The 26,015-nt window shown below is 70.6% G+C and carries 28 protein-coding genes; 8 read left to right on the forward strand and 20 right to left on the reverse strand.

All coding sequences use genetic code 11. The annotated features are described in order from the left end of the window. Positions 1-21 precede the first annotated feature (21 nt). Positions 22-774, forward strand: coding sequence for a glycerophosphodiester phosphodiesterase (ugpQ, locus tag LPC04_RS03915; RefSeq protein ID WP_275680873.1), 753 nt, complete (start codon positions 22-24; stop codon positions 772-774). On the opposite strand, the gene LPC04_RS03920 is transcribed toward ugpQ, so the two are convergent. The 10 genes from LPC04_RS03920 to LPC04_RS03965 form a co-directional block, all read right to left on the reverse strand. Beyond that, positions 771-2,129: an MFS transporter gene (locus LPC04_RS03920; RefSeq protein WP_275680874.1), complete on the reverse strand. Its 1,359-nt coding sequence runs from the start codon at positions 2,127-2,129 to the stop codon at positions 771-773. The genes ugpQ and LPC04_RS03920 overlap by 4 nt on opposite strands. 145 nt (positions 2,130-2,274) lie before the next feature. Next, positions 2,275-2,583 (reverse strand): hypothetical protein, encoded by a 309-nt coding sequence (locus LPC04_RS03925; RefSeq protein ID WP_275680875.1) that lies wholly within the window; start codon positions 2,581-2,583, stop codon positions 2,275-2,277. Positions 2,584-2,694: 111 nt separating this feature from the next. Beyond that, on the reverse strand, positions 2,695-3,003 hold the full coding sequence (locus LPC04_RS03930) for a hypothetical protein (protein ID WP_275680876.1): 309 nt from the start codon (positions 3,001-3,003) through the stop codon (positions 2,695-2,697). Positions 3,004-3,007: 4 nt separating this feature from the next. Beyond that, positions 3,008-4,252 (reverse strand): bifunctional glutamate N-acetyltransferase/amino-acid acetyltransferase ArgJ, encoded by a 1,245-nt coding sequence (argJ, locus tag LPC04_RS03935; RefSeq protein ID WP_275680877.1) that lies wholly within the window; start codon positions 4,250-4,252, stop codon positions 3,008-3,010. A 107-nt stretch (positions 4,253-4,359) separates the two neighbouring features. Continuing rightward, a complete protein-coding gene (locus LPC04_RS03940) occupies positions 4,360-5,994 on the reverse strand; it encodes a TIGR04222 domain-containing membrane protein (protein WP_275680878.1) in 1,635 nt (544 codons plus the stop codon). A 59-nt stretch (positions 5,995-6,053) separates the two neighbouring features. Next, complete coding sequence (locus LPC04_RS03945) at positions 6,054-6,506, reverse strand: glycine-rich domain-containing protein (RefSeq protein ID WP_275680879.1); 453 nt, start codon at positions 6,504-6,506, stop codon at positions 6,054-6,056. A 198-nt stretch (positions 6,507-6,704) separates the two neighbouring features. Further along, on the reverse strand, positions 6,705-8,045 hold the full coding sequence (locus LPC04_RS03950; RefSeq protein WP_275680880.1) for an ABC transporter ATP-binding protein: 1,341 nt from the start codon (positions 8,043-8,045) through the stop codon (positions 6,705-6,707). A gap of 109 nt (positions 8,046-8,154) precedes the next feature. Beyond that, the gene (locus LPC04_RS03955) at positions 8,155-9,882 is read right to left on the reverse strand and encodes an ABC transporter permease (protein ID WP_275680881.1); all 1,728 of its coding nucleotides are present in this window, start codon (positions 9,880-9,882) and stop codon (positions 8,155-8,157) included. Positions 9,883-9,996: 114 nt separating this feature from the next. After that, entirely contained in the window at positions 9,997-12,750 is a 2,754-nt protein-coding gene (gene secA, locus LPC04_RS03960; RefSeq protein ID WP_275680882.1) for a preprotein translocase subunit SecA, read from the reverse strand. 318 nt (positions 12,751-13,068) lie between these two features. Continuing rightward, entirely contained in the window at positions 13,069-14,043 is a 975-nt protein-coding gene (locus LPC04_RS03965) for a M23 family metallopeptidase (RefSeq protein ID WP_275680883.1), read from the reverse strand. A gap of 19 nt (positions 14,044-14,062) precedes the next feature. On the opposite strand from LPC04_RS03965, the gene LPC04_RS03970 reads away from it, so the two are divergent. Next, positions 14,063-14,455: a DciA family protein gene (locus LPC04_RS03970; protein ID WP_275680884.1), complete on the forward strand. Its 393-nt coding sequence runs from the start codon at positions 14,063-14,065 to the stop codon at positions 14,453-14,455. Positions 14,456-14,503: 48 nt separating this feature from the next. On the opposite strand, the gene LPC04_RS03975 is transcribed toward LPC04_RS03970, so the two are convergent. Next, positions 14,504-14,809: a hypothetical protein gene (locus LPC04_RS03975; protein WP_275680885.1), complete on the reverse strand. Its 306-nt coding sequence runs from the start codon at positions 14,807-14,809 to the stop codon at positions 14,504-14,506. A 60-nt stretch (positions 14,810-14,869) separates the two neighbouring features. Next, on the reverse strand, positions 14,870-15,631 hold the full coding sequence (locus LPC04_RS03980; RefSeq protein WP_275680886.1) for a hypothetical protein: 762 nt from the start codon (positions 15,629-15,631) through the stop codon (positions 14,870-14,872). A gap of 302 nt (positions 15,632-15,933) precedes the next feature. Here LPC04_RS03980 and LPC04_RS03985 point away from each other — a divergent pair, with 302 nt between their 5' ends. Beyond that, positions 15,934-16,101, forward strand: coding sequence for a hypothetical protein (locus tag LPC04_RS03985; protein ID WP_275680887.1), 168 nt, complete (start codon positions 15,934-15,936; stop codon positions 16,099-16,101). A 146-nt stretch (positions 16,102-16,247) separates the two neighbouring features. Continuing rightward, positions 16,248-16,631, forward strand: a complete 384-nt coding sequence (locus LPC04_RS03990; RefSeq protein ID WP_275680888.1) for a response regulator — start codon at positions 16,248-16,250, stop codon at positions 16,629-16,631. Between the two features lie 65 nt (positions 16,632-16,696). Here LPC04_RS03990 and LPC04_RS03995 read toward each other — a convergent pair whose 3' ends face one another. Further along, positions 16,697-17,329: a response regulator gene (locus tag LPC04_RS03995; protein WP_275680889.1), complete on the reverse strand. Its 633-nt coding sequence runs from the start codon at positions 17,327-17,329 to the stop codon at positions 16,697-16,699. 140 nt (positions 17,330-17,469) lie between these two features. Between LPC04_RS03995 and LPC04_RS04000 the strand changes: the two genes are divergently transcribed. Then, positions 17,470-18,909, forward strand: coding sequence for a CHASE3 domain-containing protein (locus LPC04_RS04000; protein WP_275680890.1), 1,440 nt, complete (start codon positions 17,470-17,472; stop codon positions 18,907-18,909). A 132-nt stretch (positions 18,910-19,041) separates the two neighbouring features. Beyond that, complete coding sequence (locus tag LPC04_RS04005; RefSeq protein ID WP_275680891.1) at positions 19,042-19,353, forward strand: BON domain-containing protein; 312 nt, start codon at positions 19,042-19,044, stop codon at positions 19,351-19,353. A 172-nt stretch (positions 19,354-19,525) separates the two neighbouring features. Here the strand turns inward: LPC04_RS04005 and LPC04_RS04010 are convergent, their stop codons facing one another. After that, positions 19,526-19,711: a hypothetical protein gene (locus LPC04_RS04010; protein ID WP_275680892.1), complete on the reverse strand. Its 186-nt coding sequence runs from the start codon at positions 19,709-19,711 to the stop codon at positions 19,526-19,528. 223 nt (positions 19,712-19,934) lie between these two features. Beyond that, positions 19,935-20,492: an ester cyclase gene (locus LPC04_RS04015; RefSeq protein WP_275680893.1), complete on the reverse strand. Its 558-nt coding sequence runs from the start codon at positions 20,490-20,492 to the stop codon at positions 19,935-19,937. A 179-nt stretch (positions 20,493-20,671) separates the two neighbouring features. On the opposite strand from LPC04_RS04015, the gene LPC04_RS04020 reads away from it, so the two are divergent. Beyond that, complete coding sequence (locus LPC04_RS04020; RefSeq protein WP_275680894.1) at positions 20,672-21,979, forward strand: NAD(P)/FAD-dependent oxidoreductase; 1,308 nt, start codon at positions 20,672-20,674, stop codon at positions 21,977-21,979. 1 nt (position 21,980) lies between these two features. On the opposite strand, the gene LPC04_RS04025 is transcribed toward LPC04_RS04020, so the two are convergent. Together LPC04_RS04025 and LPC04_RS04030 are read right to left on the reverse strand one after the other, a co-directional pair. Next, a complete protein-coding gene (locus LPC04_RS04025) occupies positions 21,981-22,199 on the reverse strand; it encodes a hypothetical protein (RefSeq protein ID WP_275680895.1) in 219 nt (72 codons plus the stop codon). 32 nt (positions 22,200-22,231) lie between these two features. Continuing rightward, complete coding sequence (locus LPC04_RS04030) at positions 22,232-22,429, reverse strand: hypothetical protein (protein WP_275680896.1); 198 nt, start codon at positions 22,427-22,429, stop codon at positions 22,232-22,234. A 187-nt stretch (positions 22,430-22,616) separates the two neighbouring features. Here LPC04_RS04030 and LPC04_RS04035 point away from each other — a divergent pair, with 187 nt between their 5' ends. Beyond that, positions 22,617-23,192: a hypothetical protein gene (locus LPC04_RS04035; RefSeq protein ID WP_275680897.1), complete on the forward strand. Its 576-nt coding sequence runs from the start codon at positions 22,617-22,619 to the stop codon at positions 23,190-23,192. Here LPC04_RS04035 and LPC04_RS04040 read toward each other — a convergent pair whose 3' ends face one another. From LPC04_RS04040 to LPC04_RS04050, 3 genes are all read right to left on the reverse strand, one after another. Further along, the gene (locus LPC04_RS04040) at positions 23,193-23,462 is read right to left on the reverse strand and encodes a hypothetical protein (RefSeq protein ID WP_275680898.1); all 270 of its coding nucleotides are present in this window, start codon (positions 23,460-23,462) and stop codon (positions 23,193-23,195) included. Between the two features lie 56 nt (positions 23,463-23,518). After that, complete coding sequence (locus tag LPC04_RS04045) at positions 23,519-24,838, reverse strand: alpha/beta hydrolase family protein (RefSeq protein ID WP_275680899.1); 1,320 nt, start codon at positions 24,836-24,838, stop codon at positions 23,519-23,521. Between the two features lie 94 nt (positions 24,839-24,932). Continuing rightward, positions 24,933-25,745, reverse strand: a complete 813-nt coding sequence (locus LPC04_RS04050) for a class II glutamine amidotransferase (protein WP_275680900.1) — start codon at positions 25,743-25,745, stop codon at positions 24,933-24,935. Between the last annotated feature and the right edge of the window lie 270 nt (positions 25,746-26,015).

Below are 26,015 nucleotides of genomic sequence, written 5' to 3' on the forward strand. Positions count from 1 at the left end.
CGCCGCCCACGAAGGACGCAGATGCCCACCGACTGGCCCTACCCCACCTGGATCGCGCACCGCGGCGCCGGCAAGCGCGCGCCCGAGAACACGCTGGCCGCGTTCCGCGAGGGCGCGGCGCAGGGGTTCCGCATGTTCGAGTGCGACGTCAAGCTGTCGGCCGACGACGTGCCCTTCCTGCTCCACGACAGCACGCTGGAACGCACCACCTCGGGGCTGGGCACGGCCGGCGAGCGGCCGTGGACCGCGCTGTCGCAGCTCGACGCCGGCAGCTGGCACGGCGCGCGCCATGCGGGCGAGACGATCCCGACGCTCGCGGCCATCGCGCGCTTCGTGCTGGCCAACGGCCTGGCCATCAACCTCGAGATCAAGCCGACGCCCGGCGTCGAGACCCGCACCGGCGACTTCGTCGCCCGCGCCGCGGCCCAGCTCTGGGCCGGCAGCGCGACGCCGCCGCTGCTGAGCTCGTTCGACGTCGCCGCGCTGGAGGCCGCGGCCGCCGCCGCGCCGGCGCTGCCGCGCGCGCTGCTGCTCGACGAGCTCGCGCCCGGCTGGTTCGAGACGGCGCAGCGCCTGGCCTGCCGCGCCGTCGTCACGCACTTCTCGCTGATGGACGCCGCGCTCGTGGCGCGCCTGCACGGCGCAGGCATGCGCGCGCTGGTCTATACCGTCAACGCGCCCGCCGACCTCGCCGCGATGCGGGCGGCGGGCGTCGACGGCGTGATCACCGACGAGGTCGAGCGCTACGCGGCCGACGCCCGCGCCGAACGCTAGGGCTGCAGCAGCTCGGCGGCGACATCGGTCTCCGCATCGGGCAGGCGCGGCAGCACGCGGATGGCGCGCAGCACCGGGCTGCGCCACGCCACGATCGTCAGCAGCAGCCCGAAGCCGCCCGCGAACGCCAGCGACGCGCGCAGGTCGACGTGCTCGCCCAGCCAGCCGCCGATCAGCGCGCCCGGCACCGCGGGCAGCAGGATCAGCCAGCGCATCGTGCTGGTCATGCGCCCCAGCATCGGCGCCGGCGTCACCGACTGGCGCAGCGCCAGGAAGTTGATGAACATCAGCACCGCGCCGAGGCCGAACAGCATCAGGTTGAGCGCGAAGATCGCCACGCCCAGCGGCCCGACGGGCGCCACCGACAGCAGGATCCAGCCGAGGCTGCACGAGCCGATGCCCATCGTCATCGACGGCCCGGGCCCGAAGTGCTTGCTGATGCGATGGCCCACCAGCGCCGCCAGCACCGTGCCGAAGCCCAGGCAGACGTAGCTCAGGCCCACGCTCTGCTCCGACAGCCCCAGCGTGCGCGTCGCGAACAGGATGTTGACGACCTGCGCCGAGTTGTTGCACATCTGCCAGCCGCCGGCGCAGCTCGCCAGCACCACCAGCAGCCGGTTGTGCAGCACGAAGCGCAACCCCGCCTTCAGCTCGGGCCAGAACCGGCTGTCGCCCGACGGCGGCTTCTCGTTGACGCGGATGCCGCGCAGGATCGCGGCCGACAGCAGCAGCAGGCCGGCGTCGAACAGCAGCGCCACGGGCGCGCCCAGCAGCTTGATCAGCGCGCCGGCCAGGCCCGGCCCGGCGACGTCCGCCCCGGAGCTCGCCAGCGCGTTCTTTGCATTCGCCTCGACCAGCCGGTCGCGCTCGACGACCTGCGTCAGCACCACCTGCGAGGCGCTGCCCGCCGAGGTGTTGACGATGCCGATGACGAAGGCCACCGCGTAGAGCCAGCCGATGGACAGCTCGTGCAGCCACCACGCGAGCGGCACGCTGGCCGACGCGGTGGCCATCGTCAGCTCGCCGGCGATGTAGACCGGCAGCTTGCGCACGCGGTCCAGCCACACGCCCGAGGGCAGCGAGAAGATCACGAAGGGCAGCAGCTCCATCGTGGTGAGCGCGCCCATCTGCGTGGGCGAGGCGTGCAGCAGCACGGCGGCCGTCAGCGGCAGCGCCAGCATCATGATCTGCGCGCCGAACGAGCTGGTCAGCACCGACGTCCACAGGCGGCGATAGACGGCGTCGCGCAGCAGGTCGTTGGGCGCCAGCGTGAAGCGCGCCTGCAGCGCGGCCAGCGTGCGCTGCAGGCCGCCGCCGCTCTGCCTGAGCGCGGCCATGTCGGGTTTCTTGTCCATGATCGTCGTTCTCCCTGTCGTCGGACCGCTTCGCGTCTCGTGGACGCGGCGGCCCGGTTGTCCTGTCAGCGGCAGGCCCGAAATGGGCGGCGCCTGCCGCTGGAATCCCAGCAGCAGCGGGCGCGGCCCGGATCGGCTGGGAGAGTTACATGCCCGGTGCGACGACCGGCGCGGCGGACGCCATCGTGGCGACCTTGCACGGATGCATCGGCATGGCGTCGCTGGTCGGCGTGCCGCACGACGGCATCGCGGCCGGTGTGGGTGCCGGGGCGACGCTCGGTGCGCCCACCAGGTCGGCGAGGCGGCATTGCAGCCGCGGCCCGACCAGTTGCAGCGCGACGGCCGCCACGAGCGCGGCCGCGACGATCGCGCCACGCGCCGCCAGGCCCCGCACACGACGCGGCGCGGCCACGCGCGGAGCGCGTCGTCGGGCGATGTCGGGGTGGGGTTTCATGGGCAGGCGTGGGTGGGTCGTCGAGCAGATTCGATAGTAGCAGCGGCCCGCGCCCGCAGGCAAGCGCTCGCCGGGGATTCGCGCCGCCGGCGCAACAGCGCGCAGCGGCGTTCAGGCCTCGGGGATCTTGTAACCGCAGACGGCGCACTCGACCTTCTTCAGCGACATCCACGGAAACGCGCGCAGGTAGCGGTGGTCGCATTTCGGACAGCGGCTGCCCGAGCGGCGCGCGATCAGGCTGAACGTCACGGCGATCCACAGCACGTCCAGCGTCGTGTAGAGCGCCGGCGGCGGCTCGCCGGCGAACTGGCGCCAGAGCCGGATGAACAGGAACATCGCCGCGCTGCCGACCGGCAGCCACCACCAGATCAGGCGACGGTCGCGACGCAGTTGCGTGAGCGTGAGGGGAGCAGGCGCCAACGGCTCAGCTCCGGTAGTCGGCGTTGATCTTGACGTAGTCGTACGACAGGTCGCACGTCCACACCGTGGCCGACGCGCCGCCGCGCTTGAGGTCGATCCGCACCGTGATCTCGGATTGCTTCATCACGCGCGCGCCGTCCTCCTCTCGGTAGTCGGCGCGGCGGCCACCGTCGGTGACCACGGCGACGTCGTCGAGGAACAGGTCGATGCGCGACTGGTCGAGATCGGCGATGCCCGCGTAGCCGACCGCCGCCAGGATCCGGCCGAGATTCGGGTCGCTCGCGAAGAACGCCGTCTTGACCAGCGGCGAATGGGCGATCGCGTAGGCCGCGAGCCTGCACTCGGCCTCGTCGCGGCCGCCGTCGATCTGCACGGTGATGAACTTCGTCGCGCCCTCGCCGTCGCGCACGATGGCTTGCGCCAGCTGCTGCGCGACCTGCGTGACGGCGGCGGCCAGCGTCCGGCCGTCGTCGGAGTCGAGTGAGTCGATGCGCGCGTGGCCGGCCTGCTGCGTGGCCATCACGACGAAGCTGTCGTTGGTCGACGTGTCGCCGTCGATGGTGATGCGGTTGAACGACGCGTCGGCGGCCTGCTTCGCGAGCACCTGCAGCAGCGGCGCGGCGATCACGGCGTCGGTGGCCAGGAAGCCCAGCATCGTGGCCATGTTGGGGCGGATCATGCCGGCGCCCTTGCTGATGCCGGTGACGGTGACCGTCTTGCCGCCGATGGTGACCTGCGCCGACGCGGCCTTGGGCAGCGTGTCGGTGGTCATGATGCCCTCGGCGGCCTGCGCCCAGTTGGAGACGGCCAGGTCGCCCAGCGCGGCCGGCAGGCCGGCCTCGATGCGCTCGACCGGCAGCTGCTCCATGATCACGCCGGTCGAGAACGGCAGCACCTGCGTCGGCTTGATGCCGAGCAGCCCCGCCGCGGCCTCGCAGGTGCGGCGCGCGCGCGCGAGGCCGTCGGCGCCGGTGCCCGCGTTCGCGTTGCCGGTGTTGATGACCAGCGCGCGGATGCCCTCCTGGCCGTCGCGGTTGCCCGTGGCCAGGTGCTCGCGGCAGACCTGCACCGGCGCGGCGCAGAAACGGTTCTGCGTGAACACGCCCGCCACCAGCGTGCCGGCGTCGAGCACGAACGCGACCAGGTCCTTGCGGTTGGCCTTGCGCACGCCGGCCATCGCGATGCCCACGCGCACGCCGGGGACGGGATGCAGGTCGGCGGGCTTGGGGGCGGTGAGGTTGACGGGCATGCTTGGGCTCCAGGAGGCGGCGAACGTCGCCGCGAGAACACGCGATTCTAGAAGGCGTCGGTGACGGCACGCGCAGGCCCGGCGTGGGCAATCGACGCACCCCGGCGTCAGTCGCTGCTGCCGCCGCCCCCGCCGCAACTGCTGCCGCCGCTGCACGAGCTGCCGCAGCTGCTGCCAGCACTGCAACTGCTGCCGCCGGCATCGCCGCCTCCGCCGACGTCGCCCGCGCTCCAACCGGCACCGCCGGCGTCGACCGCCGCGGCGCCGCCGCCGCAGGACGACCCGCCGCCGCCGCAAGAAGCGTCGAACAGGCCGCCGAACATCGAGCCGAACCCGGAGTCGTTGCCGTCGCCCGAGCCGTGCTCCTGCGCCTTCTTGCGCGCCATCAAGCGCGCCGGCGGGCCCAGCGCGCCGAACGGGCCGTCCAGGCCCGCGAAGCGCAGGTCGCCCGCGAAGGCGGCCGCGCCCGCCAGCGCCACGCCGAGTGCCAGCGCGTCGCCCACCGGCGACACCGCCTTGAACTGGCCGTGCCGCAGCCGCATGTCGCGCAGCGACTGCTCCGCGCGCGCCGCGACGCGCGTCGGCCGGCGCGCCAGGTGCAGCAGCATCGACACGTCGACGAGCGACAGCGCCGCGACGATGACGAGCTCTCCGAACTGGCCGCCCGCGAAGGCTGCGCGGCAGCGCGCGAAGCACACGGCCAGCCACAGCGTGAACAGCAGCAGCGCGCGGGCCCGGCCACGCGGCATGGTGCCGCGGTCGGCGATCAGCCGCGCCGCGGCCAGGCGGCGTTCGCAGGCGTCGGCCAGGGGCTTGACGGCCCGGCAGGCGTCCGCGAAGAGCAGGCCCGCGTCGGTGGCCGCGCGCAGGCAGGCCGCTTCCACCGGATGCCGCGCCGGCGCGGTCGCGCCGCGGTCGACGGCCAGCGCGTGGCGCGGCAGCGCCGTATCCTGCGCGTCGACCGGCTGGCGCAGGATGCCGCGTTCCAGCAAGGCGACGATGGCCGTCATCGCCATGCGCGGCGCGGCGCCGGCGAACCACGCGACCTCGTAGGGTTCGAGCACGTCGCGCCGATGCCGCGTGCTCACGACGTCGCCCGGCTTGAGCACGACCCATCCCGTCACGCCCAGCATCACCAGCGCCTCGACCAGGAACACGCCCGCCGATCCACCCAGCAGCGGCCCGAGGACGAAGGACGCGAGCCATGCGGCCACCACGCTCGCCCAGCCGAGGCGACTCCCCGGCCGCAACAGCGCGGGCACCGTCCAGCGCGGCACGTCGACGGGATCGGGTGGCAGCGGCTTGCCGGGCGTCGGCCAGATCGCCTCCGGCGGCGCCGCGCCGAAGCCGCGGCGATAGACCGTGCGCGTGTAGTCATGCATCTCGCGATGGCGCTGCACCTCGCCGTCGCCGGCCCGCGCCGGCTCATGGTGCAGGAAGCGGCCGAACACCGCGTCGCAGAAGGCCGCGTAGTGCACGGTGCGGGTCAGGTGCAGGTGCCAGGCCTGGTCGACGTCGCGCGACGGGCTGACGGGATGCTTCGCCAGCTGCGTCAGCACGAGGAAGCGCCGGTACTCGGCCGCGACCGCGATCGCATAGCCGAGCGTCCAGCCGTTGTCTTCGGCAAGGCGCGTCTCGAAGCCGAGCGGGTCGTCCGGCGCATCCAGGCCGCGGGCCTCGATGCGCTCGAGCAGCTGGAGCGCGCGGGGATGGCCGGTGGCCACGGTCTCGGGAGCGTTCATGGTGCGGCTTGTCGTTGGAGCGGGTTATAGCCGGAATCGACGGGTGGCCTGCGTCGCGTTCACCCGCCGCACCCGCCGCCGCAGCCTCCGCCGCCGCACCCGCCAGCCGTGCCGAAGCGCCGGTCGACCGCGGGCCACACGTCGCGCGGCGCCTCGGCGCAGAACGCGCGCCGGTAGTGCGACAGCGTCGCCGCATACATCGCGCGATGGCGCTGGTGCTCGTCGGCGCCGGCGGCGGCCGGATGGTGGTGCAGGAAGCGCCCGACCACCTCGCGGCAGAAGCGTTCGTAGTCGGCGGTGCGGGTGATATGGAGGTGCCAGGCCTGGTCGACGTCGTCCGACGGACAGACCTGGACGCCGGCGACCTGCGTGAGCACGAGGAAGCGGCGGTATTCGTGGACGACGCGCACGGCGTGCCCGAGCGTCCAGCAATTGCCGTCGGCCAGCCGGCACTCGAAGGCGAGCGGATCGACCGGTGCGGAAAGAGGATGGGCCTCGACGCGCGCCAGCAATTCGGCGGCGGAGGGGGTTTGCTCGTTGTGCGAGTGACTGGTGATGGGAACCTTCCTTTCTTGTTGTTATGGTCTCTTCTTGTTTTTGTCGGAAGTGTCAGCGGACGCGCGAATCAGCGGCAATCGTGGGAAACCACATGCGCAAGGGAAAACGGCCGAACGAGTCGGCCGCGGGCGTGCAGGAAGCGATCGCGTCGCCTATTCGAGGATCGAGTTGCGCGAGGCCGCCTCGTCCTGCTGGTCGTCGGGCAGGTGGATGCTGCCGGCGTGGAAGTCGTACTCGAAGACCTCGCCATGGCGACCCCATTCGATGACGGTCTTGAGCACGCGTTCGGCCTCGGCCGGATCGAGGTGCTGCTGCAACAGCCGCAGGAACGGCTGCTCGGGCAGCGCGCGTTCCGGATCCTGCTCGAGGCTGTGGCGGATGTGCGCGGCCAGCGGCACGTTGGCCAGCACCTGCTGGCCGAACAGCTCCTGGCGCACGGCGTGGTCGCCGTCGACGTAGCGCCGGCCGATGAGCGTCAGGTGCATGTCGCCGCTCTGGACGCGCGCCAGGCCCAGCAGGTCCGTCGCGCTGGCCACCGGCAGCAGTTCGTCGTCGGTGAGCTCCGATTCCTCGGCCAGCTTGGGCAGGTCGGCCTCGCCGTGGAACGGCGGGCCGGCGAGCAGCTCCAGCAGGCCTTCCATGCGCGCGATGTCGGCGTCGGGCAGGCGATCGTAGATCTGCAGCGCCTCGGGCTCCTGCGTCGTGCGATCGGTGCGGCGGGCGCCGACGGTCATCAGCGCGTAGACCTCGTCGATCAGCGAGCGCACGTCCGCGGAATCGGCGATGCGCGGGCGCGGCAGGTTGATCGAGAGCTGCGTGCGGATGCGGCCCGGGTCGCTCGCGAAGATCAGGATGCGGTCAGCCATCAGCACCGCCTCCTCGATGTTGTGCGAGACGACCAGCATCGCCTTGGTGGGCATGCCGCCCTGCGTCCACAGCTCGAGGATGTCGTCGCGCAGGCGTTCGCCGGTGAGGACGTCGAGCGCCGAGAAGGCCTCGTCCATCAGCAGCACGTCGGGCTGCGTGACGAGCGCGCGCGCAATGCCCACGCGCTGGCGCATGCCGCCCGAGAGCTCGCGCGGCAGCGCGCCCTCGAAGCCGGACAGCCCGATCAGGCTGATCGCAGCCTCGGCGCGCTGCGCGCGTTCCTCGCGCGCGATGCCGCGCGCCTCCAGGCCCAGCTCGACGTTCTGCTGCACCGTCAGCCACGGGAACAGCGCGAACGACTGGAACACCATGCTGATCGCCCGCGCCGGCCCGTACAGCGGCTGGCCGCGATATTGCACGTTGCCCGAGTCGACCCCGATCAGCCCGGCCATGATGCGCAGCAGCGTGCTCTTGCCGGAGCCCGACTGGCCCAGCAGCGCGACGATCTCGCCCTCGCGCAGCGTGAAGTCGACGCCTTCGAGCACCGGCCGCTCGCGGCCGTCCGCGGCGCGGAAGGACTTGCGGACGTCGTTGATCTGGATGATGGGAGGGCCGTGTTTTTCCATTGTGCTACTCATTGGATCGGAGAGACGCCCGGCGCCGCGCTCGGCCGCTCCGGAGCAAGCCGGGCGGCCCCCTCGGGGGGCTGCGAGCGAAGGCGAGCGGGGGTCGTCATCAGAAATGCATGCGTTCTTCGGCGATGCGATAGAGACGGCGCCACACGAAGTGGTTCATGCCCATCACGAAGACGCACATCACGCAGATGCCCAGCGCGATGCGGTGGAAGTCGCCGGTCGCGGTGAAGTGGGCGATGTAGCTGCCCAGGCCCTTGGCCTCGAGCGTCGTATTGCCCCAGGTCACGTACTCCGACACGATGCTGGCGTTCCACGAGCCGCCGCTGGCCGTGATGGCGCCGGTGACGAAGCTGGGGAACACCGCCGGCAGCAGGAAGCGCTTCCACTTCAGCCAGCCGGTCAGGCCGATGTTGCCGGCCGCGAAGCGCAGCTCCGACGGGATCGACGACGCGCCGGCGATCACGTTGAACAGCAGGTACCACTGGGTGCCGAACACCATCAGCGGCGACAGCCAGATGTCGGGGTTCAGGTGCCAGTGCACGATCAGCACGACGAAGACCGGGAACATCAGGTTGGCCGGGAACGCCGCGAGGAACTGCGCCACCGCCTGCAGGCGCCCCGAGACGGCAGGCCGCAGGCCGATCCACACGCCGATCGGCACCCACACGACCGACGCCAGCGCGATCAGGATGACGACGCGCAGCATCGTCGCGCAGCCCAGCAGGAACACGTGCCAGACCTCGCCGAAGCCGACCTCGGCGTGCACGAAGGTGTAGAGCTCGTAGACGGCGAACAGGCCCCCCGCGGCGATCAGCGCGTCCCACGCCCGCGCGATCGTGCCGCTGTGCGGCGCCTGGCGCGCGCGGATCGACGTGCCGTCATGCGTGATGCGGAACCACGTGAACGTGCTCTCCAGCGCCCGTGTGAAGCGTTCGCCCAGCTTGGCGATGCGCTCGGTGCGGCGCGACCAGGTGAGCAGCCACGAGGTCGGCGCCGCCTCCTGGCCGCCTTCCTCGAAGCGGAACTTGTCGGCCCAGGCCACCAGCGGGCGGAACAGGAACTGGTCGTACATCACGATGCCGATCAGCATGCCCAGGATCGCCCAGCCGATCGCCTGCAGGTTGCGCGCCTCGATGGCCATTGCGATGTAGGAGCCCACGCCCGGCAGCTTGATGTTCTGGCCGGCGACGGCGATGGCCTCGGACGCGACCACGAAGAACCAGCCGCCCGACATCGACATCATCATGTTCCACAGCAGCCCCGGCATCGCGAACGGCAGCTCGAGCCGCCAGAAGCGCTGCCACGGCGACAGCTGGAACACGCGCGCGGCCTCCTGCAGCTCACCGGGGACGGTGCGCATCGACTGGTACAGGCTGAACGCCATGTTCCAGGCCTGCGACGTGAAGATCGCGAAGATCGCCGCGCATTCGACGCCGAACAGGTTGCCCGGGAACAGCGCGATGAAGCCGGTGACGGTGATCGACAGGAAGCCCAGGATCGGGATCGACTGCAGGATGTCCAGCAGCGGCACCAGCACCTTCTCGGCGGCCCGCCAGCGCGCGGCGGCGGTCGCGAAGGCGAAGCTGAACAGCAGCGAGAACACCAGCGCGAGCAGCATGCGCAGCGTCGTGCGCAGCAGATAGTAGGGCAGCTGGATCGGATCGAGCGACAGCGGGATCGCGTCGCCCAGGTGGTAGGGCCGGGTCATGCCCGCGCCGCCCAGCCCGGCCAGCACGAGCGCGGCCAGCACCAGCGGCAGCAGCGCCCAGTCCCAGCGATTGCCGGCCTCGACGACCTGCCTGGGGAAGAAGTTCTTCTCGAATGCCATGGGCAGCGATTGTCGGCGCTAAACCTTGCCGGAAACGACAAAGCCGCATGCGGTTCGACACCGATGCGGCTTTGTTGGGACCACGCTCGCGTTCAGGCCAGCGTCATCGAACTGTCATGCCAGCTTGCCGTGGCACTCCTTGAAGCGCTTGCCGCTGCCGCACGGGCACGGATCGTTGCGGCCGACGCGCGGCATGCCCGGGGCGCCGGCGCCGCGGTTCAGCGGAGCCGTCTCCTCGCTGACGCTGCCGTCGTCGTTCGGGTGCGTGTACTGCACGTCGCCGACCACTTCGGCGCGCTGCTCGATCGCCTGCGCGGCCTCGGCGGCCTGCTCCTGCGTCTGCACGCGCACCGTCAGCAGCACCTTGGTGACCTCGGTCTTGACGGTGTCGATCAGCGTGGAGAACAGCTCGAAGGCCTCGCGCTTGTATTCCTGCTTCGGATTCTTCTGCGCATAGCCGCGCAGGTGGATGCCCTGGCGCAGGTAGTCGAGCGCGGCCAGGTGCTCGCGCCAGTTCGAGTCGAGGTTCTGCAGCAGCACCATGCGCATGAAGGGCGTGAACTGCTCCTCGCCGACCATGTCCAGCTTGACCTGGAACGCCGCCTTCGCGGCCTTGACCACGGCCTCGACGATCTCCTCGTCGTTGATCGAGTCGGCCTTCTCGACCAGCTCGGTCAGGTTGACGTCCAGCAGGTACTCGGACAGCAGCGCCTTCTGCAGGCCCGGCAGGTCCCACTGTTCCTCGACGCTCTCGGCCGGCACGAACGCCCGCGTGAGGTCGTCCATCGTGCCTTCGCGCAGGTTGGCGATCTGGTTGACCAGCGACTTCGCCTCGAGGATCTCGTTGCGCTGCTGGTAGATCACCTTGCGCTGGTCGTTGGCGACGTCGTCGTACTCCAGCAGTTGCTTGCGCATGTCGAAGTTGCGCGCCTCGACCTTGCGCTGCGCGCCTTCCAGGCTGCGGCTGACGATGCCGGCCTCGATGGCCTCGCCCTCGGGCATCTTCAGGCGCTCCATGATCGCCTTGACGCGGTCGCCCGCGAAGATGCGCATCAGCGGATCTTCCAGCGACAGGTAGAAGCGCGACGCGCCCGGATCGCCCTGGCGGCCCGAGCGGCCGCGCAGCTGGTTGTCGATGCGGCGCGACTCGTGGCGCTCGGTGGCGATGATGCGCAGGCCGCCGGCGGCCTTGACCTGCGCGTTGATCGCGGCCCACTCGTCCTGCAGCTGCTTGATCTGGCGCGCCTTGTCTTCCGGCGCGATCGAGTCGTCGGCCTCGATGTGCTCGACCTGCTTCTCGACGTTGCCGCCCAGCACGATGTCGGTGCCGCGGCCGGCCATGTTCGTCGCGATGGTGATCGTGCCCGGACGGCCCGCCTGCGCGACGATCAGCGCCTCGCGCTCGTGCTGCTTGGCGTTGAGCACCTGGTGCGGGATCTGCGCCTTCTGCAGCAGGCCCGACAGCAGCTCGGAGTTCTCGATCGACGTCGTGCCCACCAGCGCCGGCTGGCCGCGGTTGACGCAGTCGCGGATGTCCTCGACCACCGCCAGGTACTTCTCGCGCGCGGTCTTGTAGACGAGGTCGAGCTCGTCCTTGCGCTGCGTCGGGCGGTTCGGCGGGATCACCACGGTCTCGAGGCCGTAGATCTCCTGGAATTCGTAGGCCTCGGTGTCGGCCGTGCCCGTCATGCCGCCCAGCTTGGCGTACATGCGGAAGTAGTTCTGGAACGTGATCGAGGCGAGCGTCTGGTTCTCGCTCTGGATCTCGACGCCTTCCTTGGCCTCGACGGCCTGGTGCAGGCCGTCCGACCAGCGGCGGCCCGTCATCAGGCGGCCGGTGAACTCGTCGACGATGGTGACTTCGCCGTTGGCGACGACGTAGTGCTGGTCGCGGTGATACAGGTGGTTCGCGCGCAGCGCCGCGTACACGTGGTGCATCAGCGAGATGTTGGCCGCGTCGTACAGGCTGGCGTTCTCCACCAGGAGGCCGGCGGCGGTCAGCAGTTCCTCGGCGCGCTCGTGGCCCGACTCGGTCAGCGTGACCTGGTGGCCCTTCTCGTCGACCGTGAAGTCGCCCGGCTCGATGACGCCCTCGCCGGTGCGCGGATCGGCTTCGCCGATCTGGCGCTTGAGCGCCGGCACGACGGCGTTGATGCGCACGTACAGCTCGGTGTGGTCCTCGGCCTGGCCGGAGATGATCAGCGGCGTGCGTGCCTCGTCGATCAGGATCGAGTCGACCTCGTCGACGATGGCGAAGTTCAGGCCCCGCTGCACGCGATCGGCGGTCTCGTAGACCATGTTGTCGCGCAGGTAGTCGAAGCCGAACTCGTTGTTCGTGCCGTAGGTGATGTCGGCGTTGTAGGCGGCCTGCTTCTCTTCGCGCGACAGCCCGGGCACATTGACGCCCACGGTCATGCCGAGGTAGTTGTAGAGGCGGCCCATCCACTCGGCGTCGCGGCGCGCGAGGTAGTCGTTGACCGTGATCAGGTGCACGCCCTTGCCCGACAGCGCGTTCAGGTAGACCGGCAGCGTGGCCATCAGCGTCTTGCCTTCGCCGGTGCGCATCTCGGCGATCTTGCCGTTGTGCAGCGTCATCCCGCCGATCATCTGGACGTCGAAGTGGCGCATCTTCAGCGCGCGCTTGCCGGCCTCGCGCACGACCGCGAAGACCTCGGGCAGCAGGTCGTCGAGCGTGCTGCCCTCCGCCAGGCGCGCCTTGAACTCGGCCGTCTTGCCCTTGAGCGCCTCGTCGCTCAGCGCCGCGACGGGGGCCTCGAACGTGGCGATCTTCTCGACGACGCGCCTGTATTGCTTGAGCAGGCGATCGTTTCGGCTACCGAAAATCTGGGTAAGAAGCTTGGGCAACATGCGTGGGTTCTGGGCCGGGAAGACAGGCCGCGGACAACGCACGGCGGCCGGTTTTGGCGGAGCCGGCTGTCAGCCGCGGGCCTGCCAGGGGTGGCAAGCAAATTCTCGAAGCCTTCTGGCGACTTCGCACTGCGGCGCATCTGGGGACGCGACGCGCGAGGGCAAGGCCGCCGTACGACGGATCCGCGTAATCCCCGAGAGAAACAGCGGCCGGCGCACGCCAGGAAGCCGGCCAGGGGCCAGGCTCGCCCGGGAGGCGAAAAACGGCGAAGTGTAGCATTCGGGGTCACCTCCCTTCAGGGCGGCGACCCTGGCGGATCAGCGGTGTTCTGCTCCCAACGGGGTCGAATTGCCGGCCGCCGTCTGCACGGTCGGCTTGGCGTTCGGGCCGGCCAGGAAGCGCTGGGGATCCTGCGGGATGCCGTCCACCAGCACCTCGAAGTGCAGGTGCGGCCCGGTGGAGCGCCCGGTGGTGCCGACGTCGGCGACGACCTGGCCGCGCTTGACGAGGTCGCCCGGCTTGACCAGGATCTTCGACGTGTGGCCGTAGCGGGTCATCAGCCCGTTGCCGTGGTCGATCTCCAGCATCAGGCCGTACTCGGGATGCATCTCGGCGGTGCGCACGACGCCGCCGGCCGCCGCGTGGATCTCCGTGCCGACCGGCGACGGGAAGTCGAGTCCGGTGTGCAGCGCGCCGCGGCCGGTGAACGGGTCGGCGCGGAAGCCGAAGCCCGAGCCCACCGCCACGTCGATCGGACGGCTGCTCGGGATCATCAGCGTCTTCAGGCGCGACTCGAGCAGGCGCGACTCCGTCAGCGTCAGCACGTCGCTCTGCTCGCCCGCGGCCTCGGCCAGGGCGTCCAGCGCGCCGTTGAGCTCGTTGTAGCCGGGATTGGTCATCGGCACGAAGGGACCGCCCGAGCCGCCCTTGGGCCGCGTGACGCCGGACAGGTCCTCCGGCTTCAGGCCGGCCATGCCCGAGACGCGGTCGCCCATCGCCTCGATCTTGATCATGCGCGCCTGCATGTCGCCGACCTTCTGGGCCATCGCGTCCAGGTTCTCGCGCATGACCTTGTCGCGCTGCGCGCTCTCGTCGTGCACCACCAGCTTGACCAGCTGGCTGACCACCGGCCAGCCCTCGCGCGCGGCCTTGAGGAAGAAGTAGTGGTAGATGGCGCCGGACAGCGCCAGCGTGGCGATGACCAGGGCCATCACCGACAGCACGACCGATACCGGACTGACGTGCAGTACCCGCGTGCGGGACATGCCGCCGTGGGTGATCATTATTTGCATCGCTACACTCTCCAGAGAAATGGCCCCGCCTCGACCAGACAAACCCAACGCGCCCCGGCCGCAGGCGTTCTATGCGCCCTTGCCGAGCCGGCAGTCCCTGGTGCCGCTCGCGCGGCCCCTCGGCGAGAGCCTCGCGGGCGACGGCGGCCTGTCCAGCCTGCTGGCGCGCGTGCGCGCGTCGCAGGCGCGCCTGGACGCGCTTGCGGACGTGCTGCCCGGCCTGCTGCGCCAGCACCTGCGTGCCGGCCCGCTGGACGATGACGGCTGGACGATCCTGGCCGCCAATTCGGCCGTCGCGTCCAAGCTGCGCCACCTGCTGCCCACGCTCGCGGAAACGCTCGTGGCGAAAGGGTGGCAGGCTACTTCAATCCGGGTCAAGGTTCAATCGACGCTAGCCCCAGGCGGTAAATGAAAGAAACCGCGCGGCGCGCGGTTTCAGGGGTCGAGCGAGACGGGCGGGTCAGAGGCTGATCGCCTCGGCCGTGGCGTCGGGGACTTCGACAGCGTTGATGTCGGACGGCGCACTGGCGGCCGGAGGCTCCGTGCCGACCAGGACTTCGGGCGACACCGCCGTCCGCGAACTGGCCGGCGTGACGGACAGCGCCGGGCTCTCGATCAGCGCGCCCGAGACGGCCGCATCGATCACGCGCAAGGCGCTGAACAGCAGGGAGACGCCGATGACGCCGAGCACGAGCGTGACGGCCCGGTTGACGTGGCGGTGGGCCAGCCAGTGCGGGACATGCGACCAGTCGAAGTGCAACGTCATGAGGGCTCTCCGAAATCGCATCGGCACGAGGCCGATGCGGGGTTCCTGCTCAGACCGACCTTACTCGCTTGGCGCCGGAGCCGGGGTAGGGGCCGGGGTATCCGGAGTCGGCGCAGGGGTCGGAACCGACGGGGTCACTGTCGGCGCGTCAGGTGTCTGCTGCATTGCTGGCGGCTGAACGTCGGCTGGCGGCGTCACCACCGGGGCGGCAGAGGTGTCCGGCGTCACGGCCGGGGCGCTCTGCTGCACCGGGCGCGGCGCGACGCGCGGCGCCGGAGCCGGCGTCGGATGCACGCGGGCGACCGGGGCGGTGGCCACGGGCGGCGCAGCGGGGATCACGGCCTGGGCGGGCGCGGGGACCGCAGCAGCCGGGGTGGCCGCATCGGCGGCCGGCGCGGCGGCCTGCTGCGACGAGGCATCGCCCGCGGCCGGCGCATTCTTCTCCATCTGGTTGACGGCCGCGTCCGTCGAGTCGACCGACTTCTGGGCCGCGGCGTTCTGCGCCGTGGCCGTCGCGATCGGGTCGGGCATGACCTGCTTGGTCACCTTGTTCGACGGCGCCAGCAGCACGATGGCCAGCGCGACACCGCCGACCAGCGCCGCGCCGAGCGCGCCGATCGCCGCCTTGGGCACGCCGCCCTTGGCCGCGCCCGGTTGCCAGTCGGGTGTCTTCCCGTCGGCCATCAGCGCGGCCTCGTTGGTGACGCCAGCCGTGCGGTAGGGGGCCGCCGAAGCGGGGCGAGCGCGATTCAGGGAAGGCTCCGTACGCAGGTTGCTGTCGGAGACGCCGGTCGCGAAGTGGGGGGTGGTGTAGGTAGTCATGGCTCTAAGGTACGCCCCGAACCGCATGCACCAAATCGGCGAATGAGCCGATCGCCGGTAGGCCTGATCCGGCCGCGAGTAGGTCAAGACCGACAACGCCCGCACCGCTTGATACAAATCGCCCAGCGCCCTCCCCGCTCGCACGCGTGACGCGCGCGCACCCCTCGTTCTGTGGCGCTGTAGGTCGCGTCCGACAAGGGGTGTGGCGGTCTACCTATGTTCAGCAACGCCACGCCTGAGCAAACTGGCCTGACGGTAGACAAGCGCTCGCCAGAGCGGTCGCCCACAAGACGGAGGCAGACATGGACAACTTCTCTGCAGGACAAGGCCACGACGCGAAACTCGAACCGGGCGCCACGCTCAGCATCGGCGATCCGTTCGACCTGCATGCCGACGACAACCTCGGCGACGAGGCCGCGTTTCCGTCGACCTGGCAACATCTCGCCTCCGGAGACGTCCCGAACGATTGAATCGAGCGGACGAGCTGCGCGGCGCCATCGAAGCGCCGCAACGGAGGCGCCGCGAGCAAGCGCCCCGCCTGATCGGCATCATGCCGATCGTTGCACAATGTGGAGCAGAAGGTCGCGCCGGCATCGTCGGCGGACCGGCTTGTGGCATGTCGAACCTGTTGGCTTTCGTCGTCGAGGACAGCCCGGTGATCCAGGAGAACCTGATCGCCGCGCTGGAGGAAATGGCCCCCGTGAAGGTGGTGGGCACCGCCGTGGACCAGTCCGGCGCCCTCACCTGGCTCAGCGACGCCGGCAACCGCTGCGACATCGCGATCATCGACATCTTCCTGCGCCAGGGCTCTGGCATGGGCGTGCTGCGCGCGCTGCACGAAGCCGACGCGCCCTTCGAGCGCGTGGTGCTCACCAACTACGCCACCGCCGACATCCGGCGCCAGTGCCTGGCGCTCGGCGCGAGCGCGGTGTTCGACAAGTCGGGCGAGATCGACGCGCTGGTCGACCATTGTGTCGCGCGCGCGGCGCGGCCGTCCTGAGGATCCGCACGATGGCGGTCAATGGACGCCTCGGGCGAGGCGCCTGTCCGACCGTGCCGTCGACGTTACTGGATCAGTCCGTTCTTCAGCGCGTAGTAGGTCAGGTCGCTGTTGGTCTCGAGCTGCAGCTTCTCGAGCGTGCGTGCGCGATACGTGCTGACCGTCTTCACGCTGAGGAACATGCCCTCGGCGATCTGGCCCACCGTCTCGCCCTTGGCCAGGCGCAGGAACACCTGCAGCTCGCGCTCGGACAGGCCTTCGTGCGGCGGACGTCCCGCGGCGCCCGCGGCGCCGTCGGCCAGCATCTCGGCCACCTGGGCCGTGATGTAGCGGCGGCCCATCGCCACCGTGCGGATCGCCTTGACGATGTCGTCGGGATCGCAGCCCTTGTTGAGGTAGCCGCTGGCGCCCTGGCGCAGCAGCGTGGTCGCGTAGTGCGTCTCGGGGAAGCCGCTGAGGATCAGCACCGGCAGGTCCGGGCGGCGCGCCTTGATGGCCGCGAGCGCGTCGACGCCGCTCTGGTCGGGCATCGACAGATCCATGAGCAGCACGTCGAGGTCGCCGCCACGGACGAGCTCGAGGGCCTCGCGGCCGTCGGCGGCCTCGCCCGTGACGCGCAGGTCGACGTGGTCGGACAGGAATTGCCGAAGGCCGGAGCGAACGATCGCATGATCGTCGACGATCACAACGCGAATCATGTAGTCTCCCGCGGAATCGATGAACTTGAATTCGGGTCGGCGACTTGCCGGTACGAGCGGCCTGTTCGCCTCGAGGTGTCACGCGGTCGCGTTGGGGCAAGCGGCGGGCCGAGTCGTTCAAGTGTAGCGGGGAACCTGACATGTCATTTCTGAGAACGCTGGAAACCGCGCGGCGCAGCCGCTTCGCGGCTCCGGTGGCACTCCTGCTGGGCCTGGCCGTGTTGCTGACCAACGAGATCGGCCACGAGCGGGCGCGCAGCGTCATCGCCAGCCGCGAGGCCTTGCTGGAGGCGCGCGTCGAGGTCAGCACGCTGATGCGCGAGGTGATCGCGGCCGAATCCGGCCAGCGCGGCTACCTGCTGACGGGCCGTCCCGAGTACAAGGAGCCGTACACCCGCGCGGCCGCGCAGGTGCAGGCGCAGCTCGCCAGGCTGGCGCAGATCTACTCCGCGTGGCCGGACCGCAGCGCCGACGTCAGGAAGCTCGACGAGCTGACGCGGCAGCGCATGTCCGAGCTCGACACGACGGTCACGATGTTCGACAACAAGGCCAGCGAAGGCTGGCGCGATGTCGTGCTGACCGACATCGGCCGCGAGACGATGCTTGCGATCGAGGGCCAGGCGCGCAACATGGCGCGCGTGGAGACGGCGCGCATCGACGAGTCGCGCGAGCTGCTCACCGAGACACTGCTGTTCTCGCGCATCGGCATCGCCGCGCTGGTGGTGCTGAGCCTGGCCGCGCTGCTGCTGTACGCGCGCCAGGCGCGCCGCTTCGACGACGAGCGCGTCGAGCGGGCCGCGCAGCTGCGCTTCGAGCGCGACCGGCTGGAGGTCGAGGTCGAACGCCGCACGCGCGACATCACGCAGATCGCCAAGCACCTGCAGACCGCGCGCGAGGACGAACGCAGCAGCCTCGCCCGCGAGCTGCACGACGAGCTCGGCGGCCTGCTCACCGCCGCCAAGCTCGATGTCGCGCGCATGCGCAGCCGGCTCACCGGCGCGCCGCCCGAGGTGCTCGAACGCATGATGCATCTCGTCAAGACGCTCGACGAAGGCATCGCGCTGAAGCGCCGCATCATCGAGGACCTGCGGCCGTCGTCGCTGAACAATCTCGGCTTGAAGGCGGCGCTCGAGATCCTGTGCACCGAGTTCGCCGAGCGCAGCGAGATCGAGGTGCGCACCGACATCGAGGAGCTGCCGCTGGACGACGCCGGCAAGCTCACCGTGTACCGCCTCGTGCAGGAGGCGCTCACCAACGCGGCCAAGTACGCCAGCGCGTCCACCGTCGACGTGAGCCTGTCGGAACACGGCGGCTGGGCCATGATCGCCGTGCGCGACGACGGCATCGGCTTCGATCCGGCCGCCGCGCGCGCCGCGGCGCACGGGCTGGCGGGCATGCGCTTTCGCGTGCAGTCGTCGCACGGCCAGCTCAAGATCAAGTCGAAGCATGGGCACGGCACGACGATCACGGCGCGGCTGCCGTTGCCCGATCACGTGCAGGACGCCGTCGACTCCACGCGCGACGTTGCAACGCTTCTGGGCCCGAGCAGCTTCCCGCGGCCGCCTGCAAACGTCGGTTAGCGCCGGATGTGCGGCTGCAGCACGGTGTCGGTGCCGTCCGACAGGGCGACCCGCTGTCCGCCTATCGCGCCCGGACGCAGGCCGGCCTATCGTTCAATGACCAAATCCACAACGATTGCACAGGAGCACAACATGATCACTCGTCTTGCCATCGCCGCCATGGTCGCGGCCACCACCCTCGTCGCCGCCACCGGCTGCGCCGTCGAACGCCACCAGGAAACCGTGGGCGCCTACGTCGACGATTCCGCCGTGACCACCAAGGTCAAGGCCAAGTTCGCCGAAGACCCGACTGTCAGCGCCATGGCCATCAAGGTCGACACGATGAAGGGCGTGGTGCAGCTGTCCGGCTTCGCCAAGTCCAACGACGAACGCATGATGGCCGAGCGCCTCGCGCGCGACACCAACGGCGTCCAGGGCGTGCGCAACGACATCATCGTCAAGTAAGCGCCGGTGCAGCGGATGCGACGAGCATCCGCTGCCGCAGACAGAAATGCCCCGCCGAGCGGGGCATTTTTTTTGGTCTCTCGGCGCGCAAGGCATGAGTTCGATCGCTCGCGCGCGCCGCGCGAGACAGCGGACAGGCGCGCACCGGCGAGGTGCCGGCGCGCGGATCGGATCAGTGCTGCACGCGCTCGGGCGGTGCCCAGCGCAGGCCGATCGCGATGCGGCCGGTCCAGAACACCATGCGGCCGGTGCCGGGCAGGGCGACGGGTCCGATGTAGCCCTGCGGCACCCAGCCCTTGTCGAAGGGCGCGGGGTGCGAGGTCGGTATCGCTTGGGGACTGGAGACAGTGGAAATCATGGCTCACCTCCGGATGGTTTCACTTGCTCATCGGCAAATGGCGAGCCCGGCCGTGGCGTGACAGGATGTGGCGGCGCGCCCCTGGCGAACGGCGCCGACTCCGTCACGAAAAGTGCTCCGAATGGCGACGAGCTGCGGCCTGCGCACGCCTCCAGGCGAGATGGTCGCAACGCTCCCGTGGAATCCGTTCTGCAAGCGCCCGCCGCGACCGGTGGGCGACGCGTCACTTCGCGATCAGCCCCGCCTGCTGCATGAAGCCCAGGTTGTCCTCGAGGTGCCAGTTGTCGGTGACCTTGCCGTCGCGCACGCGCAGGATGTCGATCGCCGTGAAGTCGATCGCCTGGCCCTTGCCCTGGACGTCGCCCAGCTTGCCGGTGAAGTGCCCGGTCAGGCGCACCTGCGAGACGACGCGGTCGACCGCGACCACCTGCTGCAGCACCGTGACGACGAGGTCCGGCACCGCGGCGAGGAAGCCCTTGGACGCCGCCGCCGGCCCCGCGGGGCCCTGCGGCCGGCCGGGCGGCAGCGCGTGGTCGAAGAACTCGGGCGACAGCGCCTTCTTCAGCAAATCCGGGCTGCCGTTGTTCCAGAAGCCGTAGAGGTTGTTGATCGGCGTGAGGATGGCCTCGCGTTGCGCCGGCGACAGGTCTCCCGCGATGACCAACTCGTGCGGCACCGCCATCCTGACCGCCGTGGCGTCATCCACCTGCGCCGCGGCGGCGATGCCCGCCACGAGCGCGAGCAGCGAAACGGAGACGGTGCGGGCAACGCGGAACGCCATGGAGGACTCCTCGACAAGCCTGTGGACCGGCCAGCATACGCCCGCCCCGCGCCGCCGCACCAACGTTTGGCGCGACTCCAACACCCGCGGCGCGAACCGGAGTGCGTAGAGGGGCCGCCTCCAATCGCGCACGGCATCTCGTGGTAAACACCTAGGCGACACACCAACCAAGCGAATCGATGACCGAGCAACCCTTCAAGATCCTCGTCGTCGGCGGTGGCGCCGGCGGACTCGAACTGGCCTGCAAGCTGGGCCGCAAGCTGGGCGCCGAGCGCATCGCGCTGGTGGACGCCAAGCTGTTCCACATCTGGAAGCCGTCGCTGCACGAGGTGGCGGCCGGCACGCTGGACATCCACCAGGAAGGCCTGTCCTACCAGATGCTGGCGCACGACAACGGCTTCTCGTTCCTGTACGGGCCGATGACGGGCCTCGACACCACGACGCGCGAGCTGGTCGTGGGCGCCGTGTTCGACGGCGCGGAGGAAGTGCTGCCCGAGCGCCGCATCGGCTACGAGACGCTGGTGCTGGCGATCGGCAGCGTGTCCAACGACTTCGGCGTGCCGGGCGTCGTCGACCATGCGTTCTCGCTCGACGGCCCGCAGGACGCCGAACGCTTCCGCCTGCGCATGCTGCAACTGCTGTCGCTGGCCGACGTGCGCAAGAGCCACGATCCGAACGCGGGGCTGGACATCGTCATCATCGGCGGCGGCGCCACCGGCGTGGAGCTGGCTGCCGAGCTGCGCGAGGCGAGCTCGCTGCACGCGCAGTACGGGCTGCGGCACATCGACGCCGCGCGCGACGTGCGCATCCGCATCCTCGAGGGCGCGCCGCGCCTGCTCGCGCCGCTGGCCGAGAACGTGTCGGCGGCCGCGACCCGGCTGTTGAAGCAGCGCCACGTGGAGGTCAACACGTCGTGCCGCGTCGTGCGCGTCGACGCGAACCGCGTGACCGACGCCGACGGCAACGCGTACCCCGCCGACCTGTGCGTCTGGGCCGCGGGCATCAAGGCGCCGCCGCTGCTGGCGGAGGTGGGCCTGCCGGTCACGCGGAGCGGCCAGGTCAAGGTCGATGGACATTTGCGCGTCGAGGGCGTGCCGGGCGTGTTCGCGTTCGGCGACTGCGCGTGGTGCCCGCAGGCCGACGGCAAGGCCGTGCCGCCGCGCGCGCAGTCGGCGCACCAGCAGGCGGACTTTCTCTACGCGCTGCTGCAGCTGCCGGCCGGCACCGACGCGGGCTCACGCGCGCCGTACGTCTTCCACGATCACGGCTCGCTGGTCTCGATCGGCTCGAGCGCGACGGTCGGCAGCCTGATGGGCAACCTGTTCAAGTCGACGACGTGGTTCGTCGAGGGCCTGTTCGCACGCATGGTCTACGTGAGCCTGCACCTGATGCACCACCGCGCGGTGATGGGCTCGATGCGGACGGCGGTGCTGGCGATGGCGCGCTTCCTCGTGAAGCGGGCGCGTCCGCTGGTCAAGCTGCACTGAGTCAGGCCAGCGTCGACACGCTCGTCGTGCCGGCCGTGACGGCGGGCGTCTCGTCCGAGTCGATCATGCCGAAGGCGACGCCGCCGATCAGCAGGCCGGCGATCACGACGCTGGCCACCGCCGCGCCGACGCGCTGGTGGCGGGGCAGGCCGGCCGGGCGGTTGCGCGCGTTGTCGGCGCTGGTGTTGGGCGTGACGATGGCGTTGCGGGCGGTGGTCATGGCGTGGCTCCTTGGCGGGTGGTGGGAAAGGCTTACGTGCGGGTGGTGGCGTGGACCTGGGCGACGAGCTGCTCGCGGTCCTTGGCCATCGAGGTCATGCCCAGCACGACGGTGGCGAACAGCGCGCCGGTCATCGCGACGCTGACGATCGCGGCGCCGAAGCGCGGGCGGCGCGGCAGGCCGGCGGCGGTGTTCGTGGACTGGGAGGCGGTGCGGGCGGCTTGGTTCATGGCGGGCTCCTGGGTGGGTTCGTGGCGGTGAATGAACTTTCGCGGATCGCGTCCCGCACGTCTTGAAAGCGGCTTGAACCGTTCTGAAAGGTTATGAATCCGCGCGTGTCGACGGGGACGCGCCGTCCACACACGACAGCAACGACGGCCGCCGAACATGGCGTCTCCGCCGCTCCCAGCCCACGCCGTGACTCCTGCCGACACGCCCGCCCCTTCCGCGTCCGACGCCGCGCGCGCCGCACGCCGCCACGCGACCCTCGCGGCGCTGTTCGGCCTGTCCGCCGTCGGCGGCCCCGCGCTGGCGCAGATGGGCGGCGGCGGCCACGGCATGCGCGGCCCGCAGCCGGACAGCCCGCGGCCGGACAAGGACACTCGGGACGCGAAGGACGCCGGCCCGCCGCGCGACCTCGTCTCCGCATTCGCCAGGCGCCTGCGCGACGGCGTCCCCGAGCTCGCGCTGACCCCGCCGCAGCAGAACGCGTGGCGCGACTTCGTCGCCAGCCTCGGCGAGGTCGGCCAGCATAACGAACGCCGGCTGCAGCGCATCCTGTGGCGCAGCGCCAGCACGGTCAGCGCGGTCGCGCCGCTGCGCAGCTACATCGCGGCGGAGGTCGACGAAGGCGAAGGCCGGCAGGAGGCGCTCGCCGAGCTGAAGGTCACTTTCGACAAGCTCGACTCGCTGATCGACCCGCGCCAGCGCGACGTCGTCACCAACCTGTTCGTCGCGACACGCAGCGAGCTGCAGGCGAGCCGCGAACGCTGATCAGCCGAGCGCGGGCTGGTTGCGCAGCGCCTCGAGGAGGCCGTTGCGCGCCTGGTCCAGCGCGTCGCGCATCTCCTCGGGCATGCGCGTGGCGAGCGTGATGTCCAGGAGCCCGTCGATCGCCTTCGAGTAGAACGCGCCCAGCGCAGTCGGGTTCGGATGCTGGATGAACAACAGCTTGACGGCCATCTCGAGCGCCACGATCTGGCCCGACAGCCGCGCGTTCTCGATGCGCTGCTGTTCGAAGAGGTCGTTGAGGGGACTGGTCATGGCGGGTGCTTTCGCAAGGAAACGGCGTGCGCAGGATAGCGCAACGCCCTCGCCCGCTACGGCCGCGCCAGCGCCGCCGTCCCGTAACCCGGCTTCAACGGCGCGCCGCGCGCGAAGTCCACCAGCAGCGCGAGATAGCCCTCGGGCTGGCGCAGCGACACGCGCTCGCCGTCGGCGCCCGTCTCGTACTCGTAGATGCCGTGCTCCGCATGCGGCCACATCGCCGTCGCAATCGGATGGCCGGCCAGCCTGAGCTGCGCCAGCCGCCGCGCGGTCTCGGCGCTCGGCGCGTCGAGGTCGTCCTCGCCGAGCACCCACAGCTGCGGCGGCTTCACGCGCGAGATCGTCTCGAGCGGGTCGTAGAGCCAGGGCGTATGCCAGTCGATCTGCCTGGCCAGCGGGAGCACCTCCTCGCGCTTGACGGGCAGGATCATCCACGTGAAGTCGCCGTGCACGTCCTTGACCCAGGGCTCGTCGCGCCACGGATCGCGCACGGCGGCGAAGCGGTCGTAGGCCTCCAGCGTGGGCTGCAGCGCCAGCGCGTCCGCGGCGTCGACGACGGCCATCGCCTTGGCGGTGTCCGCGGCCGAATGGTGATGGTCGGCCATGTTCTTGGCGACCGCCTCGCGGTCCTCCTCGATCACGGAGACGGCCAGCCCGAAGACGACGGTGACGAAGTCGACGTCCGCCTGCAGCGCCGCGATCGGCGCCACCCAGCCGCCCTGGCTCGGGCCCTCGAAGCCGATGCGGCCGACGCGCTCGCCACCCAGCTGGCGCGCTTGCGCCAGCGCGGCGACGGCGTCGCGCGCGAGCTGGTCGAAGTCCTGCGTGTACTGGCCGCCGGACGCGCCGGTGCCGCGCTTGTCGTACACGAACGCGCCGACGCCCTGGCTTGGCAGGCGGCGCTGCAGCGATTCGAAGTCCAGTGCGGAGTCGTGCTCCGAGCCGTGCAGCAGCACGACCACCGGCACGCGCGCCGTGCCCGGCGGCAGGACGAGGCGGCCGGCCAGTTCGACGCCGTCGCTGTGGAAGCGCACGTCGCGCACGACCAGCGGCACGCGTTTGCCGGCCGCGCCGTCGAACGCGAGCGTGTCGCAGTCGCCGGTCAGCCGGACGACGTGGCCGTCGGGCCGCTTCGTCCAGCCGAGCCGGCTCGCGCCCGCCTGCGCGCCCGCGAGATCGAAGGCGCCGCTGGTGCCGTCCGGCCGGCGCCAGCGCATCTGGCCTTCGGCCGAGGCGGCGAGGTCCAGCGTCGAGCCGTCGGCCAGTGCGTAGAGGCCGACGTGGCAGGAAGGCTCGGGCGCGGCTGCGGCGGTCGCGGAGGCGACGACGAGCGAACAGCCGCAGGCCGCGGCGATGCGAAGGAAAGAGGACATGGCAGGCTCCGGACGGGATGGCGGCCATCCTCATCGAGATGCGACGCCTTGCACAGGCCCGCGCGACGAAGCGTCCGATCCAGCGGACGAAACGTCAGGCCGCGGCCATCTCGGCGTTGGCCCCGGCAGGTGCGGTCTGCGCGTGCCAGACGCTCTGCCCCGCGGAGAAGACGCGCAGCTCGCCGGGCTCGAACGCGTGCCACGACTCGCCGACGGTCAAGGGCCGGGTCGCGACGACGATCATGCGATCGGACGGCCCGTTGGCGGTCGCCAGGTCGATCTCGAGGTCGCAGTCCACCAGGCGCGGACGCGCGTACGGATGGCGCCGCTGCACCCAGCTCAGCTTCGTGGACGCGTGCGCGTAGAGCGCCCTGCCGTCCGTCAGCAGCATGTTGAACACGCCGTGGGCGGCGAGCTGCGGCATCAGCTCCGCCAGCACCGGCGCCAGCTCGGGCCACTCGGGCGTGGTCGCGAAGCGGCGGCCCAGTTGCGTCAGCAGCCAGCAGAACGCCCATTCGCTGTCCGTGCTGCCCAGCGGCAGCGCGCCGCCGTCCAGCGGCGGCCGGAACGCGCCGAGGTCGCCGTTGTGGCAGAACAGCCAGTGGCGGCCGAGCCATTCGCGCTGGAAGGGATGGCAGTTGGACAGGTCGACCGCGCCCTGCGTCGCCTTGCGCACGTGCGCGACGACCGTGCGGGCGCGCAGCGGCTGGCGGCGCAGGAAGTCGGCGACCGGCGAATCGCAGGCGCGGCCGTCATCCCGGAACACGCGGCAGCCCTCGCCGTCATGGAAGGCCATGCCGAAGCCGTCGACGTGGTCGCCCGTGCGGCCGCCGCGGGCGGACAGTCCGCTGAACGAAAACGTCGCCGCGGTGGGCACGTTGCTGTTGAGGCCGAGCAGTTCGCACATCGCCGCTACGCCGATCGGTTCGGCGAGGCGGGCGGGAACGCGTTGCTCGGCTTCATGAAGTCATTTTCGGCAGCTCGCGAGAAAACCAAAGGACGTCGTCGTCGCATCGATATGCGCGAACCGGCGTTCGTCCAGGTTCGAAGCAAGTGACAAAAGCTTCGTTCGCCGGATCGCGGCCGCGGGAAACACTGGCACCTTGTTCACGATGGAATCGCACCAGATGCTGTCGACGACCAATCCCACGATCTGTCAAACCCAACCGGAGAGTCT

The organism is Scleromatobacter humisilvae, assembly GCF_023231945.1.
In the GTDB taxonomy this organism is placed as follows: domain Bacteria; phylum Pseudomonadota; class Gammaproteobacteria; order Burkholderiales; family Burkholderiaceae_C; genus Scleromatobacter; species Scleromatobacter humisilvae.

Coding starts and splice junctions, on each gene's coding strand:
- ugpQ (WP_275680873.1), top strand. CDS start 22: ATGCCCACCGACTGGCCCTACCCCACCTGGATCGCGCACCGCGGCGCC.
- LPC04_RS03920 (WP_275680874.1), bottom strand. CDS start 2,129: ATGGACAAGAAACCCGACATGGCCGCGCTCAGGCAGAGCGGCGGCGGC.
- LPC04_RS03925 (WP_275680875.1), bottom strand. CDS start 2,583: ATGAAACCCCACCCCGACATCGCCCGACGACGCGCTCCGCGCGTGGCC.
- argJ (WP_275680877.1), bottom strand. CDS start 4,252: ATGCCCGTCAACCTCACCGCCCCCAAGCCCGCCGACCTGCATCCCGTC.
- LPC04_RS03940 (WP_275680878.1), bottom strand. CDS start 5,994: ATGAACGCTCCCGAGACCGTGGCCACCGGCCATCCCCGCGCGCTCCAG.
- LPC04_RS03950 (WP_275680880.1), bottom strand. CDS start 8,045: ATGGAAAAACACGGCCCTCCCATCATCCAGATCAACGACGTCCGCAAG.
- LPC04_RS03955 (WP_275680881.1), bottom strand. CDS start 9,882: ATGGCATTCGAGAAGAACTTCTTCCCCAGGCAGGTCGTCGAGGCCGGC.
- secA (WP_275680882.1), bottom strand. CDS start 12,750: ATGTTGCCCAAGCTTCTTACCCAGATTTTCGGTAGCCGAAACGATCGC.
- LPC04_RS03965 (WP_275680883.1), bottom strand. CDS start 14,043: ATGCAAATAATGATCACCCACGGCGGCATGTCCCGCACGCGGGTACTG.
- LPC04_RS03970 (WP_275680884.1), top strand. CDS start 14,063: ATGGCCCCGCCTCGACCAGACAAACCCAACGCGCCCCGGCCGCAGGCG.
- LPC04_RS03975 (WP_275680885.1), bottom strand. CDS start 14,809: ATGACGTTGCACTTCGACTGGTCGCATGTCCCGCACTGGCTGGCCCAC.
- LPC04_RS03980 (WP_275680886.1), bottom strand. CDS start 15,631: ATGACTACCTACACCACCCCCCACTTCGCGACCGGCGTCTCCGACAGC.
- LPC04_RS03985 (WP_275680887.1), top strand. CDS start 15,934: ATGGACAACTTCTCTGCAGGACAAGGCCACGACGCGAAACTCGAACCG.
- LPC04_RS03990 (WP_275680888.1), top strand. CDS start 16,248: ATGTCGAACCTGTTGGCTTTCGTCGTCGAGGACAGCCCGGTGATCCAG.
- LPC04_RS03995 (WP_275680889.1), bottom strand. CDS start 17,329: ATGATTCGCGTTGTGATCGTCGACGATCATGCGATCGTTCGCTCCGGC.
- LPC04_RS04000 (WP_275680890.1), top strand. CDS start 17,470: ATGTCATTTCTGAGAACGCTGGAAACCGCGCGGCGCAGCCGCTTCGCG.
- LPC04_RS04005 (WP_275680891.1), top strand. CDS start 19,042: ATGATCACTCGTCTTGCCATCGCCGCCATGGTCGCGGCCACCACCCTC.
- LPC04_RS04010 (WP_275680892.1), bottom strand. CDS start 19,711: ATGATTTCCACTGTCTCCAGTCCCCAAGCGATACCGACCTCGCACCCC.
- LPC04_RS04015 (WP_275680893.1), bottom strand. CDS start 20,492: ATGGCGTTCCGCGTTGCCCGCACCGTCTCCGTTTCGCTGCTCGCGCTC.
- LPC04_RS04020 (WP_275680894.1), top strand. CDS start 20,672: ATGACCGAGCAACCCTTCAAGATCCTCGTCGTCGGCGGTGGCGCCGGC.
- LPC04_RS04025 (WP_275680895.1), bottom strand. CDS start 22,199: ATGACCACCGCCCGCAACGCCATCGTCACGCCCAACACCAGCGCCGAC.
- LPC04_RS04030 (WP_275680896.1), bottom strand. CDS start 22,429: ATGAACCAAGCCGCCCGCACCGCCTCCCAGTCCACGAACACCGCCGCC.
- LPC04_RS04040 (WP_275680898.1), bottom strand. CDS start 23,462: ATGACCAGTCCCCTCAACGACCTCTTCGAACAGCAGCGCATCGAGAAC.
- LPC04_RS04045 (WP_275680899.1), bottom strand. CDS start 24,838: ATGTCCTCTTTCCTTCGCATCGCCGCGGCCTGCGGCTGTTCGCTCGTC.
- LPC04_RS04050 (WP_275680900.1), bottom strand. CDS start 25,745: ATGTGCGAACTGCTCGGCCTCAACAGCAACGTGCCCACCGCGGCGACG.